This is a genomic window from Kitasatospora xanthocidica (genome assembly GCF_014656195.1).
GTDB lineage: Bacteria > Actinomycetota > Actinomycetes > Streptomycetales > Streptomycetaceae > Kitasatospora > Kitasatospora xanthocidica.
The window spans coordinates 175,656-189,755 of the sequence record NZ_BNBY01000013.1 but is presented as its reverse complement, the minus strand read 5'-3'; the positions used below and the strand labels follow the sequence as shown (position 1 = coordinate 189,755).

8 protein-coding genes are annotated in these 14,100 nt (G+C 76.5%); 3 read left to right on the top strand and 5 right to left on the bottom strand.

Features of this window, described 5'->3' with window-relative positions:
- Positions 1-94: 94 nt before the first annotated feature.
- The gene (locus tag IE332_RS23325; RefSeq protein ID WP_189919781.1) at positions 95-1,429 is read left to right on the top strand and encodes an MFS transporter; all 1,335 of its coding nucleotides are present in this window, start codon (positions 95-97) and stop codon (positions 1,427-1,429) included.
- A gap of 10 nt (positions 1,430-1,439) precedes the next feature.
- On the opposite strand, the gene IE332_RS23320 is transcribed toward IE332_RS23325, so the two are convergent.
- Positions 1,440-2,336 carry an alkaline phosphatase family protein gene (locus IE332_RS23320; protein WP_189919711.1) on the bottom strand — a complete coding sequence of 299 codons (897 nt, stop codon included), beginning with the start codon at positions 2,334-2,336 and terminating at the stop codon, positions 1,440-1,442.
- Positions 2,337-2,670: 334 nt separating this feature from the next.
- Here IE332_RS23320 and IE332_RS23315 point away from each other — a divergent pair, with 334 nt between their 5' ends.
- Positions 2,671-3,963 carry a serine hydrolase domain-containing protein gene (locus IE332_RS23315; protein WP_189919709.1) on the top strand — a complete coding sequence of 431 codons (1,293 nt, stop codon included), beginning with the start codon at positions 2,671-2,673 and terminating at the stop codon, positions 3,961-3,963.
- 86 nt (positions 3,964-4,049) lie between these two features.
- Here IE332_RS23315 and IE332_RS23310 read toward each other — a convergent pair whose 3' ends face one another.
- On the bottom strand, positions 4,050-6,377 hold the full coding sequence (locus tag IE332_RS23310) for an ATP-binding protein (RefSeq protein WP_189919707.1): 2,328 nt from the start codon (positions 6,375-6,377) through the stop codon (positions 4,050-4,052).
- Between the two features lie 412 nt (positions 6,378-6,789).
- Positions 6,790-9,489: an AfsR/SARP family transcriptional regulator gene (locus tag IE332_RS23305; protein WP_189919705.1), complete on the bottom strand. Its 2,700-nt coding sequence runs from the start codon at positions 9,487-9,489 to the stop codon at positions 6,790-6,792.
- Between the two features lie 476 nt (positions 9,490-9,965).
- On the opposite strand from IE332_RS23305, the gene IE332_RS23300 reads away from it, so the two are divergent.
- The gene (locus tag IE332_RS23300; RefSeq protein WP_189919703.1) at positions 9,966-12,800 is read left to right on the top strand and encodes an AfsR/SARP family transcriptional regulator; all 2,835 of its coding nucleotides are present in this window, start codon (positions 9,966-9,968) and stop codon (positions 12,798-12,800) included.
- Positions 12,801-12,854: 54 nt separating this feature from the next.
- On the opposite strand, the gene IE332_RS23295 is transcribed toward IE332_RS23300, so the two are convergent.
- Both IE332_RS23295 and IE332_RS23290 read right to left on the bottom strand, forming a co-directional pair.
- Positions 12,855-13,517 (bottom strand): sigma-70 family RNA polymerase sigma factor, encoded by a 663-nt coding sequence (locus IE332_RS23295; RefSeq protein ID WP_189919701.1) that lies wholly within the window; start codon positions 13,515-13,517, stop codon positions 12,855-12,857.
- A gap of 228 nt (positions 13,518-13,745) precedes the next feature.
- Positions 13,746-14,099 (bottom strand): hypothetical protein, encoded by a 354-nt coding sequence (locus IE332_RS23290; protein WP_189919699.1) that lies wholly within the window; start codon positions 14,097-14,099, stop codon positions 13,746-13,748.
- Between the last annotated feature and the right edge of the window lies 1 nt (position 14,100).

Sequence of the window (14,100 nt, the reverse complement as noted above, 5' to 3'; positions counted from 1 at the left end):
GTCTACAAACCCGGGGAGACGGTACCCCCACGAAGCAACGGCGCCGAAATATTCGTTGCCAAAATTTCGGCACCGAAATACAGTGCGCCGCGTGATCAACCACCCCTTGCGCCTGCCCGGCTTCCGCCTGCTCTTCCTCGGCCGGACGATCTCCACCCTCGGTGACGCCGTCGTCCCCGCCGCCCTCGCCATCGCCGTCACCCGGGCCACCGGCTCCTCCGCCGCCCTCGCCCTGGTACTGGGCTGCGCGATGGTGCCCAGGCTGCTCCTGCTGCCGTTCGGCGGAGTGGCCGGGGACCGCTTCGACCCGCGCCTGGTCGCGCTCACCACCGACCTGGTCCGGGCCGTCGCCCAGCTGTTCGTCGGCCTGGAACTGCTCGGCGACCGTCCGAGCCTGTCCCACATCGCGCTCGCCTCGGCCGTCGGCGGCGTCGCCTCCGCCTTCGCCATGCCCACCGCCTCGCCGCTGGTCGCGGCCACCGTCCGGGGCGAACTGCGGCTGCGGGCCAACGCGCTGCTCGGCACCGCGACCGGCGCCGCCCGTCTCGGCGGCCCGGCGCTCGCCGGGGTGCTGGTCTACACGGCCGGGCCCGGCTGGGCCTTCCTGCTGGACGGCGCCTCCTTCGTACTGAGCGCCGTGCTGCTCGCCCGGCTCCCCCGGCCCGCCATCGACCGCACCGACCGCACCGATCACGCGGGTCACACTGACCGCACCGACCGCACCCCCGACGGCGGACGCTCGCTGCGCCGGGACCTCGCCGACGGCTGGCGCGAGGTGCGCTCCCGGGACTGGTACTGGACCAGCCTGATCGCCCACGGCGTGTGGAACGGCGCCTCCGCCGTCCTGCTCACCCTCGGCCCGCTGATCGCCGCCACCCGGCTCGGCGGCGACGGCGCCTGGGTGGCGCTCACCCAGGCCGGGGCGGTGGGCCTGCTGGTCGGCTCGCTGATCGCCGGGAAGGTCCGCCCCCGCCGCCCGGTGCTGGCCGGGAACCTCGCGCTCGCGCTGTACGGGCTGCCGCTGCTCGCGCTCGCCGGCCCGGCCCCGGTGGCCGTCGCGGTGGCGGCACAGGCGGTGGCGATGGCCGGGCTCGGCTTCCTCAACCCGGTGTGGGAGACGGTGGTCCAGCAGGACTTCCCGGCCGGGTCGCTGGCCCGGGTCACCTCGTACGACTGGCTGCTCTCGCTGGGCGCCGCCCCGCTCGGGTACGTGCTGGCGCCGCTCGCCGCCGACGCCTGGGGCAGCCGGGTGCCGCTGCTGACGGCGGCGGTGCTGGTCACGCTGGTCTGCGCGGGCACGGCGGCGGTGCCCGGGGTACGGCGGCACGGCGTACGGCAGGCCACCGCACGCGGGCCGCTGTCCGGGCCCGAGCCCGAGCCGGTGACCGAGCGGCCACCGGTCCGGGCTCGGGCTCAGGTCAAGCCCTGATCACCGCGGCTCAGTTCCAGATGCCGGTGATGTCGCTCGCGGTGGCCGCGTTGCCCGCGTGGCCGCTGGCGCCCGACAGGTCCTCCAGGGTGCGCAGCACGTTGTAGTGGTTGTAGGTGGTGGCGGAGCTGCTGCCCGGGGTGACGTGGGCGCCGTAGACCACGGTCGGGATCCGGTTGCCGGACAGCTTGTTGTCCTCGTCGAAGGTGACGACCAGGATGCTGTTGTGGGTCTGGGCCCAGGTCGCGTAGGCGCCGAGGTTGTTCTTGATCCAGGTGTCGCCGGTGGCGACCGAGCAGTCGTGCATGTCGCTGCAGAGGTTCGGCACGACGAAGGAGACGTTCGGCAGGGTGGTGAAGTCGGTGGGGAACTGCGCGAAGGTCTTGGCCGAGCTGAGCGGGACGTTGCCGAAGCCGAACCACGGGTTGTGCTTCTGGGCGTAGTTGCCGCTGCTGCACACGGTGCTGCCCTGGCTGGGCAGGGACTCGTTGTAGCTGGCCCAGGTCTTGCCGGCGGCGATGACCTCGGAGGCCAGGTTGGCGCTCTGGAAACCGCCGACGGTCACACAGCTGTCGTCGACGCGGCCCTGGGTGGAGCCGGAGAACAGCGCGTAGTAGTTCGGCTCGCTCGGGTGGGTGATGCCGAAGGACTGGGTGAGGTTGGCGCCGCCCGCCTTGAGGGTGTTGTTGATGTACGGGGCGCTGCTGCTGCCGATGACCTGGGTGTAGGCGTGGTTCTCCATCACCACGACGACGATGTGGTCGGGCGTGGGCAGCGCGGCCGCCTGCGCGGTCGTGGCGGTCGCGGCCCACAGGCCGGCGGAGGCGGCGACCAGGGCGACGGCGGAGCCGATCGCGGTGGCGGTGCGGCGGGAGCGGGGCTTCAGGGCCTTCGTGGACGAAGTCATGACAATTCCTTGGGTGAGGAGCGGCCCGATGAGGGAGAGCTGCCGAGGGGATCCGGCGGAGCAGGAAGCGGGGCAGGGGGCCGGTGCGGAGAGGGCACCGGACGCGCCGGGAGCGCCCGAACAGCATGGGGCGCGGCCCTTGACGCGGGTAGACGACAGCAGGTGAAACCTTGGCCCCGGAGCGGGAAACGAACGGTGCGGCCCGTCGGCCGGCGCACACAACGGACCATGCGGGCGAACCGGTTCACATTGCCTTTCGGTCGCCCGGCCGGTGATAGTGATCGTCGAACGGCGCGGCCCGACGCCGCGTCAGCTGACGAGAGAACCGAGGAACATGGCGAAGACCAGCCTTCTGCGTCCCCTGGCCGTGGCCGCCGCCGGTGCCGTCCTGATGGCGACCGGTGCCGCGCACGCCGCGGCCGCCGACCGCGGCGCCGCCGACGCGCCGGCCTCCGACCTCACCGGTGTGCGCGCCGCCCTCCAGGCCACCACCAAGGCCGGCGCCCCGGGCGCCTTCGCGGTGATCCGCGACCACGGCGACAAGGAGGAGAGCCGCTCGGTGGCGGTCGGCCTGGCCGACCTGGACGGGACCCCGATGAACTCCTCGTGGAGGTTCCGGGTCGGCAGCAACAGCAAGATGTTCACCGCCGTTCTCGTGATGCAGCTGGCACAGGAAGGCCGCATCGACCTCGACAAGCCGCTGCGCGACTACCTGCCCGCGGGCACCCTGCCCGAGGGCTGGGCCATGACGGGCCGCCAGGTCATGGAGCACCGCGCCGGGATCTTCGACCACACCAACGACCTGCTGGAGCAGGCCGGCGAGGAGACCACCAGCGCGTTCGAGGCGCGGATCCGCAGCACGGTGTACGACCCGAGCGCGCTGGCGGCGATGTCCGTCAAGCACGGCGTGCAGTACACCCCCGGCAGCCGCTACTCGTACTCCAACACCGACTTCGTGCTGCTGGGCCTCGCGGTCGAGCACCTCACCGGCCAGCCGTACGCCGAGGTGCTGAACGAGCGGATCCTCCAGCCGCTCGGCCTGCGCAAGACCACCTTCGTGGTGCCCGACCAGGAGATCCAGGGCGCCCACGTCACCGGGTACCTGACCAACGACGACCGCAGCAAGCCGCTGCTGGACTCCACCCGGCAGAACGGCTCCTGGGTGTGGTCCGCCGGTGCCGTCATCTCCGACGCCGAGGACCTCGACCGCTTCCTCGGCGCGCTGATGGCCGGCGGCGAGGGCGGCCTGGTCACCGACGACTCGCTGCGGCAGATGACCGCCGCCCTGCCGACGCCCACCGCCAAGGTCTCGTACGGCCTGGGGCTGCGCCGCATCTCCCTCACCTGCGGGGACGTGTACGGCCACGGCGGCATCGTGCAGGGCTTCCAGACCCAGTCCTTCGCGACGCCGGACGGGCGGCGCAGCGTGGTGGTCTTCGCCAACGCCTCCAACAACGGCGCGGTGACGCAGGGCCTGATGAACACGCTGGAGCCGGCCTTCTGCGGCGCGAAGCCCGCGGTCGCGCCGAAGACGCGCTTCGCGCCGAGCAACGTCGCCCCGAACGGCGACGCCCCGCGTGCCGTCCCGGCGAACCAGGTGCCGGTGGTGGAGGACACCCGGATCTGATCCGGCGGCACTGACGACCGAACGCCCGCTCCCCGGCCGGGGGGGCGGGCGTTCGCGTCGGCGGCAGGACCGCCTCCGGCCTCGACTCAGGGCCGCGGCAGCCCCGCCCGGGGGCCGTCCGCGCTCAGGTCGGTCAGCGCCTCGGTGAGCAGTTCGCGGGCCTCCTCGGCGCGGCCCTGTTCGATCAGCGCGGTGCCGAGCTCGGTCAGGGTCTTGGTCATGCTGTCCGGCCGGCCGACCGCCTCGTAGTGCACCAGGGCCTGCCGGTAGGCCTTCTCGGCGGCCGGCCAGCGCTTCAACGCCGCCCGGTCCAGGCCCAGTTCGTGCGCGGTCATGGCCGCCAGCAGGTTCATCAGCGGTGCGGACCAGCGCTCCACCAGCTCCAGCGCGCCGGCCAGTGCCCGCCGCCGGGTGTCCACGGCCTCCTCGGCCCGGCCGGACTCGCGCAGGCAGTTGGCGGCGCCGCGCAGGGTGACCAGCCGGCCGATCAGCGCGGCGCGGCTGTCGAGCTCGGCGAAGGCGTCCGCGGCCCGGTGGAAGGCGTCGGTCGCCTCGCGGTGCCGCCGCAGGTAACGGAGCCCGGAGGCGAGGTAGGTGAGCGCCCAGCCCTGCTGCTCCCGGTCGCCCAGCTCCTGCGCCAACTCCAGCCCCTGGGAGGCCAGTTCGATGCCGCGCTGGTAGCGGTGCAGACAGGTGACGTAGGTCCAGGCCAGGTAGTTGACGTGCACCGCCTCGGCCCGCCGGTCGCCCAGCGCGCGGGCGGCGTCCACCGAGAGCTGGAACACCTCCGCCCAGATCCCCCAGCTCAGCAGCCGGTCGGAGAACCAGTGCATGGCCTCGGCGGTGTCGATCACCTCCCGGTACCGGCCGGCCCGCTGGGCGTGGTGCAGGGCGGCCAGCCACTCCGGGTGCTCGTACTCCAGCCAGTGCGCCGCCTCGGTGAGGTGGGCGGGCGCGGAACCGGTCGGCCCGGTGTCGTCCTTGGCGTGGTCCGGGTCGAACCGCAGCCCGTAGGCGGCGGCCCGGTCGAGGATCCAGCGCCCGGCCCGGGTGCGGGCCTCGGCCAGCTCCTGGGCCGACTCGTCGACCGCCAGCCGCTCGCCCGCGTAGAGCCGCACCAGGTCGTGCAGCCGGTAGCGGTCCGGGGTGGCGGGCTGCACCAGTCCGGCGTCCACCAGCTGCTCCAGCACCAGTTCGGTCCGGGCCGCCGAGCGGCCCGCGTAGGCGGCGGCGACCACCGCGGTGAAGTCCGGCCCGGCGGTCAACGCGCAGCGGCGGAGCACCAGTTGGGACTCGGCGGGCAGCCGCCGGTAGGACAGTTCGAAGGCCGGGCGGACCGCCAGGTCACCGGTCTCCAGCAGGTCCAGGCGGTTCTCCTCGGCGGCCAGCTGGCGCACCAGGTGGGCGACCGGCTGCTGCGGCCGGGCCACCAGCCGCTGTCCGGCGATCCGCAGCGCGAGCGGCAGGTAGCCGCAGAGCGCGGCCAGTTCGGCGGTGGCGTCGGGCGCGGCCTCGATCCGCTCCCGCCCGGCGATCCTGGCCAGCAGTCCGGCCGCCTCGGCCGGGGCGAGCACGTCCAGGCTCAGCCGGTGCACCGACTCCAGGCCGGGCAGGGCGTTGCGGCTGGTCACGATGGTCACGGCCGGTCCGGAGCCCGGCAGCAGCGGACGCACCTGGCTCTCGTCCGCGGCGTCGTCCAGCACCAGGACCAGCCTCCGCTCGCGCACCAGCGCCCGGTAGAGGCCGGCCCGCTCCTCCGTCCCGGCGGGCACCGCGGCGTCCGCGACACCCAGGGCGCGCAGCACCTGGCCGAGCGCGTCCCGGGCGGACAGCGGCTGGCCGGACATGGCGCCGAGGCCGAGCGAGAGCTGGCCGTCCGGGAAGCGCTCGGCCAGCGCGTGGGCCGCGTGCAACGCGAAGGCCGTCTTGCCGAGGCCGGGCTGACCGCTGACCAGCACCACCCGCGGGTGGGCGGGCCGGTCCTCCGCGGCCAGGCCGGCCAGCACCGCCAGCGCGCCCTCGCGGGCGGTGAAGTCGGCGATGTCGCGGGGCAGGGCGAGCGCGCTCTGGCCCGCGGCGACCGGCGGCACTCCGGGGGCCGGATCCCGGGGCGCGGACTGGGCCACGACCTGCGCCGGACCGGGCCGGACGCCGCGCGGGCGCCCGCACTGCGCCGCCCGGTCCAGCACCTCCGCCTGCTCCCCGTCCAGCCCCAGGGCGACGGCGAGCGCCCGTACGGTGCGCCGCTGCGGCCCGCGGGTGCGGCCGCGCTCCATGTCCCCGAGGGCGCGCAGGCTCACCCCGGCGGCCGCGGCGAGCTCCTCCTGGGTCAGCCCGGCCGCCACCCGGTACCCGGCCAGCAGGCGGCTGAACTCGCCCGTGTCCGCGCCTGCCCCACCGGCCTCAGCCGCCATGCCCGCCCCCACTCACTCGGTCCTGCCACTTCCGCACTTCTGCCTGACGCGCTTCCGCCTGTGGCGCTTCTGCCTGTCGCGCTTCTGCCTGGACGCGTGTCCGGCAGGCGGCACCAGGCAGAAGTATGCCCCGGTGGCGGAACTCCCCGTCATCGGTCCTTCGTCGACGTCCCATCCCTGCTCGGACGGGCCGGCCGGGTCTCGGCGGTCCGACGGCGAAGGCGGTTCCACTTCCCGGAACTGCCGATACTTCCGCCTGCGGTTCCGCTCTCTGGTCAACGGCTCGACGGCGGGGCGCGGTTCACCCGGGTTTCCGGCACGGCCGGGGGTTCCGTCGTACGACCCCGGTTCCGGCGTACGGTCCGGACCACGGGCGGGCGGGAAGCCGGTCGGGCGGTCGGTCAGCCGGACATCAGCCGCCGTCGGCCGCCAGCGCCTCGGCCCGGCGCCGGGCCTCCGCGCCCTCGACCCCGCGGCCCAGCTCGCACAGCAGGTCCGCGAGCAGGCCGTGCGAACGCGCCTCCAGCCCGGGGTCGCCGACGGTACGGCCGAGGGCGACGGCGAGCCGGGCCGAGGAGAGCGCCGCGTCGCGGCGGCCCAGGGCGTGCAGGGCGCGGGCGCGGCTGTGGGTGGCGAGAACAGCATCGGCGCCGCCGGTACGGGCGGTGGCGGCCCGGACCGCCTCGTCGGCGTGGGTGAGGGCCGGACCGGGGGCACCGGCCAGGACCAGGGCGTCGGCCAGGCCGGTGAGCGAGTGCACCAGCAGGTGGTCGGTGGCCGGGGTGCGGGCGGCGGTCACCAGGTCGGTGAGCATGGGCAGGGCCCGCTCGTACCGGCCGGCCCGCAGCAGTGCGGCGGCCACCCGGTCGCGGCAGTGGTGGCGCAGCGCCACGTCGCCGGCCCGGTCGGCCGCGGCGACAGCGCGGTCCAGGTGCTCGGCGGCGGTGCGGTGGGCGGCGCGGGCGACGTGCAGGACGGCGAGGTCGGTGCCGAGCCGGGCGACGGCCGACTCGTCCCCGTCCGCGTGGGCGGCGCTCAGCCCGGCCTCGACGACGGCCCGCCAGTGGGTCCGGTCGTGGCCGGTGGCCTCGTACAACAGGGCCGTCCGGTGGGCGAGTTGCCAGCAGGCGGCGGTCCGGCCGTACTGCTCGGCACAGACCACGACGGCCCGCAGGGCGCTCTCCTCGCGGCGGAACCAGGCCGCCGCCCGCTCGCTGCCGCCGTCGCCCGCCGCGCAGGCGGCCGTCCAGCCGGCGGTGACGTCCAGGTAGTGGGCGATCAGCCGGTCGAGGGCGACGAACCGTTCGTCGCAGGTGAGTTCGGCGGCCTTCCGGGCGGCGTAGCGGCGTACCAGCTCGCGCCGGGCGTAGCGGCCGGGGGCCGTCTCCTCCAGCAGGTGGACGGCGTCCAGCGCGGTCAGCAGGGTGCGGGTGGCGGCGGGCGGGAGGTCGGCGAGGGCGGCGGCGGTGTCGGTGTCGATCACCGCGCCGGGGTGCAGGCCGAGCAGGGTGAACAGCCGGGCGGCGGCGGGCGGCAGCGTCCGGTACGTCCGGTCCAGGGCGGTGGTGAGGCCGACCGGGCCGCGACCGCTGCCGGTGCTGTTGCCGGCGGCGGTACCGGAGAAGGCACCGGAGAGGACGGCCAACCCGGTCTCCTCGTCGGCGAGTTCGCGGGTGAGGTCGCCCGGGGACCAGTCCGGCCGGGCGGCCAGCCGGGCCGCGGCCAGCCGCAGGGCGAGCGGCAGGAGGTCGCAGGCCTCGGCGAGCGCGGCGACGGCGTCCGGGTCGTCCTCCGTCCGGTCCGGGCCGAGGGTGCGGGCGAGCAGCGCGGCGGCCTCCTCTCCGGTCAGCCCGCCCAGCGGGAGCGGGACCCCGCCCGCGCGGACCAGCAGGTGGCGCAGCCGGCTGCGGCTGGTGACGACCGCGACCGGCCCGGCCGCCTCCCCGCCCGCGGGATCCGCCGCCGGCGGGTCGGGCAGCAGCGGGAGGAGCTGCTCGTAGGAGGCCGCGTCGTCCAGCAGGACCGCCATCCGCCGGCCGGCGAGGAGGTCGCGGTAGCGGCGGGAGCGGTCGGCGGTCGAGACGGGCAGGGCGTCCGGGGCGACCCCGAGGGCGATCAGGAACTCGCCCAGGACGTCGGCGGGTTCGCGCGGCCCGTCCGGGTCGAAGCCGCGCAGGTCGGCGCGGAGCAGCCCGTCCGGGAAGTGCCCGGCGCCGCGCTGCGCCGCCCAGTGCCGGACCAGGGCCGTCTTGCCGGCCCCGGCCGGGCCGGTGACCAGGACCGGGCGGCCGGCCCGCGCGGCGGGCAGGGCCGCGTCCAGCCGGTCGAGTTCGGCCTCGCGGCCCACGAACCTGCGGTCGGGGGCTGCCGCCCGGGCCGCGAACCGCTCGCCGGCGCGCCGCAGTTCCGGCCCGGGCGGGCCGGAGAGCCGGGCCACCGCGCGCTCGTACCGCTCCCGCGCCTCCGCGTGCCGCCCCGACTGCTCCAGGCAGCGGACCAGCCGGGCGGTCAGCGTCTGCCGGGACGGGTGGGCGTCGGCCGCCGCCGCCAGTTCGGCGGCCGACTCGCCGCCGCGGCCCGCCCCCAGGAGCCCCTCGGCGAGCTCCTCCAGGGCGCGCAGCCGCAGGTCGGTCAACTGCGGGACGGCCCGCTCGCGCAGCAGGGCGGAGCCGCAGTCCGCCAGCGCCGGACCGCGCCACAGGTCCAGCGCGGCGCGCAGCAGCGGCAGCGCCGGGCCGCCCGGGGCCGCCTCCCCCGGGACCGCGGGCCCGGGCAGCAGCACACCGGCCTCCTCGCACAGCCGGGCGAAGCGCTGCACGTCGACCCGCTCGGGCTCGCCCGCCAGCACGTACCCGGCGCCCCGGGTGTCCAGCACCAGGCCCGGCCCGTCCAGCAGTTGGCGCAGCGCGGCGACGTGCCCCTGCAACGCGGCCCGCGCGGTGGGCGGCGCCGCGCCGTCCCAGACCAGCTCGATCAGCTCCTCGGTGGCCACCGTCTGGTTCAGCCGTACGGCGAGCGCGCTCAGCAGCGCCCTCCGTTTGGGGGCCGACGGCGTCACCGCCGCCCCGTCCTCCCGCCGCACCACCACCGGACCGAGCAGATCGATGTGCACGCGCCCCTCTCCTCCCCCACCCGCGGAATCCCGTCCGAGGATAGGCCCGACCTGGCCGTTCACGCTCGCGCGGAACGGTCGAACGCCGCCGGCCCGGCCCGGTGTGCCGACCGGACGGGCCTGGCACCGGCTCGCGACCCGGGCTCCGGGGCCGGCACCGGCAGCCCGGCGGCGGGCCCGTCCCACGGCCACCTCACCCGCCACGACGGCAGCTCGACCCGGGCACCGGGGCCCACGTCCCGCGCTTCCACCATGGCCGCACGGTATCCGCAGGGTCCGACACGAAGGACCGGGCCCCCTCCCGCCGTCCGCCCCGCCGAGGGCCCGAGACCGCCCACGCAACCTCCGGGCGCCCCCGCCACGTCCTCCCAGGGCAGGGGCGACGAGCCGGCGCGGTCAGGACAGGTTCGCGCATTACACTGCTCCACCCCGGGGGCCACCCCGGGTGTGGTGTGCGGCGATGGTGGGGGTACTCGGTGCGGATTCGGCTGCTCGGCCCGGTGGAGTTGCGGGTCGGGGCGGACGGCTTCGACACGCTGGCTGGGGCGCAGCGGCGGGCGATCCTGGCGCTGCTGGCGCTGGAGCTCGGACGCGTGGTCACCGTGGACCGGCTCTGCGAGGTGCTGTGGGACGAGTGCCCGCCCGCCAGCGCGCGGGCCGCCGTCCAGGGGCACGTCGCCGCGCTGCGCAAGGTGCTCTCCGACACCCCGTTCGAACTGCACACCCGGGCCTCGGGCTACCTGCTGACCGGGCCGTCCGACGAGGTGGACGCGCTGCGCTTCGAAGCCCTGACCGCCCGGGCCGCCGGGCACGCCCGGCGGGACGACCCCGGCGCCGACGCCGAGGCCACCGCACTGCTGGAGGAGGCGCTGCGGCTGTGGCGCGGCGAGGCCCTGGCCGACCTGCCGGACACCCCGCTGCGCACCGCCGCGGTGGACAGCCTGGCCCAGTCCCGCACCGCCGCCCTGCTCTGCTGGGCCACCCTGCGGCTGCGCGGGGGCACCGGAGCGGCCGCCGTCGCCGTCCTGGAGCAGTACGTGCGGACGGACGGGCTGCGCGAGGAGTTGGTGGCGCTGCTGATGCGCTGCCTGCGCCAGGCCGGGCGCCCCGCCGACGCCCTCGCCGCCTACCACCAGGCCCGGCAGCGGCTGGACGAGGAGCTCGGGATCCGGCCCGGGACGGCCCTGCGGGCGGCGCTCGCCGAGGTGCTGGCCGACGACCGCCCGGAGCAGCTGCCCGCTGCTCCGCCCGCGCCCGGGCCCGGGCCCGCCGCCCGGGTCCCCGAACAACTCCCCCGCCGGCCCGTGGACTTCGTCGGACGGCAGGCCGAACTTGACCGGCTCGACCAGGACTGCGGCCCCGACCGGCCCGGCGACGGCCCCGTCCTGGTGGTCGGCCCCGCCGGGGTCGGCAAGAGCACGCTGGTCACCGCCTGGGCGCACCGGGCCGCCGTCCGCTTCCCCGACGGCCGGCTCCACGCCGACCTGCACGGCCTCGCCCCGACCGGCCCGGCCCGGCCCGAGGCCGTCCTCGCCGACTTCCTGCACGCGCTCGGCGTGCCCGCCGGCACCATCCCCGCCGACCGCCCCGCACGCGCCGCGCTCTACCGCGAACACACCAGGGGCCGACGGCTGTTGGTCTTCCTGGACGACGCCGCCGACGCCGACCAGGTCGCCGACCTGCTGCCCGAGGGGCCCGGCTGCGCCGCAGTCGTCACCAGCCGGGGCTCGCTCGAGGACCTGGTCGCACTGGACGGGGCCGCCCTGCTGCGCCTGACCGCCCTGCCCGAGGAGGACGCCCTGCTCCTCCTGGAACGCGCCCTCACCCCCGAACGCGTACGCGCCGAACCGGAGGCCGCCGCCCGCCTCGCCCGCCTCTGCGACCGGCTGCCGCTCGCCCTGCGGATCGCCGCCGCCCGCCTCGCCGCCCAGCCCGACTGGACGCTCGCCGAGCTGGCCGACGAACTCTCCGACGAGCACACCCGGCTGGCCGTCCTGGACGCCGACGGCACCCTCGGACTCACCCCGCACCTTCATCTGACGTACCGTCAACTCTCCGCATCCGCAGCCGAACTGCTCACCTCCCTGGCCGTCCACCCCGGCGGCGAGGTGGACACCCTGGCGAGCGCCGCCCTGCTGCGCACCGACAGCGCCACCGCCCACCGGGCACTCGGCGAACTCGCCGCCCACCACCTGCTCACCGGCACCGCCCCCGGCCGCTACGGCCGCACCGAACTGGTCCGCCTCTACAGCGCCGGGCTGCTCGCCGAACAACCCGAAGCACGGCGGCGGCTGCTCCACGAACGCCTCGCCGACTACTACCTCGCGGCCCTGCAGCACTGCGGCTTCTACCTCGACCCCGGCCAGGAGGGCTCCGACCCCCCGGCCCACCCCCCGCAGGCCCTCCCGCCCGCCGTCGACATCCGCACCGCCCTCGACTGGTTCCGCGCCGAGGAACCCACCGTCCGCGCACTCGTCGACGCCACCGCCGCCACCGACCCCGAACGCGCCTGGCGGCTCGCCCTCACCAGCGGCTCGCTCTACTACGGCGCCAGCCGCTTCACCGACTGGCTCGCCCGCGCCCGGGCCGGCCAGGAGGCCGCCGAACGGTGCGGCGACCCGACCGCGGTCGCGCTGCTGCACAACTGCCGGGCCCAGGCCCTCGTCGCGCTCGAACGGCGGCACGAGTCGGCCGATGCGGCACGAAAGGCGGTCGCCGCCACCGACACCGAGGACGGGCCCCGGGCCGCGTCCGCGCGCGTCCGCGCGCTCGCCACCCTCGCCCTGGTCACCGCGATGCTCGGCGACTCCACCGAGGCCGAACGGCTGGCCGCCGCCGCCACCTCCCTCGCCCTGACCTCCGGCAACCGGCAGCGGCTCGTCGACGCCAAGGTCCACCAGGGCTGGGTCAGCCTGGCGGCCGGCGACCGGGACGGCGCCCAGCGCCACTCCCGCGAAGCCCGCGAACTGCTGCCGCCCGCACCCGTCACCCAGGTCCACCTCTGGTCACTGCTGACCGAGGCGCAGGCCCTCCCGCCGACCGTCCGCGACGACACCGCCGACCTCGCCTGGCACCGCCTCCTCGCCGCGTGCGAGGAGGCGGGCCTGCTCTACCTGCACGCGCTCACCGAGCAGTCCTACGCCGCCCACCTGCTGGCCCGCGGCCGGGAACCGGAGGTCGGCGCCCGGCTGCGCACCGCGCTCGACCGCTTCCGAAGCCACGACCGGCAGGCCGGCTACCGGAGCGAGTTCACCGCCGGCCTGGAGGAGTCGCTCAACCTCCGCTCGGGCGACTGGGGGGCGGGGCACTGAGCGGGGCGGGGCGGGCGGTCAGCCGAGCCCACGAGTGAACCGGGCCCGGAGCCGCTATCCGGCCACCTGGGCGGCGCCGCTCTCCGCGGCCGCCCCCCGCTTGACCGGCGCGTACCCGTGCTCCGCCGCCAGCACCGGGCGCAGCGCCCGGATCGCGTAGAAGTTGCGGGACTTGACCGTCCCCGGCGGCACCCCCAGCCGGGCCGAGGCCTCCAGCACCGACCGGTCCTTCAGGTGGAGCTCCACCAGCACCTCCCGGTGGTGCTTCTGCACCCGCCGCAGCGCCAGCGATATGTCCCGGGCGACCACCACCGTCTCGTACGGGTCCTCGGCCAGCGGCCGGTCCTCCAGCGGCTCCCCGATCACCTCCTTGGCGCGCGCGGACGCCATCCGGTAGTGGTCGATCGCGATCCGCCGGGCCACCGTGAACAGCCACGGCCGGCTCTGCTCCGGCCCGGCGCTCAGCGCCTCCGGGTGCTGCCAGGCGCGCAGCAGGGTCTCCTGCAGGATGTCCTCGGCCTTGCCCCGGTCCCCGCCGGTGGCCCGCAGCAGCGCGCGCAGCAGGTAGCCGCCGTGCAGCCGGTGGATCTCGGCGAGTGTGTCCGGGTCGAGGGTCGGACGGGCGGGACGGGCCGGGGCGGTGGCGGCCCCCACCGCGTCCGACGGGCCCTCGGGCTCGGCGACGGGCGTGGACTGGGCGACGGACGGCTTCGACACGCGCTACCTCTCAGGTCGGGCAGGGGCACGGCACGGGCAGGGCGCCGCTGACCACCGGCCGGACCTCCCCGGCGGCGGCTACGACAGCACACTGCCGGAGCCCGCCAAGTCCTCACCAACGATCCGCCAACGCCCCCGCTCACGGCACCCGGACCGCTCCCGGATGCCGCGTGAGCGCCTGCCCGGACGGCCCTGACGGCCCCGCCCGGGTGCCCCCACCGCCCGTGCTCAGCCGCCGTTGAGCGCCGCGACCAACTCCTGCACCCCGTCCTCACCCCGGTGCTCGATCAGCAGCGCGACCCACGTCGCCAGCCGCCCCCGCTCCGCCGCCGACCACCCCGACACCGACGGATGCTCGTCCACCACCAGCGCCGCCGCCACCCCCAGCAGCCCCGACGGCGCCGAACCCGGCCGCCACCGCCCGTCCGGCACCGCCCGCAGCGCCAGCCGCCGGGCGACCGCGATCACCTCGTCCGCCGCCGCCTCCGGCACCCCCAGCCCGGCCGGACCCGCCACGATCGGCGCGCCCGCCCGCACCAGGGCCGCGACGAAGTCGCGCGCCTCCGGCCCGTCCGCATCCATC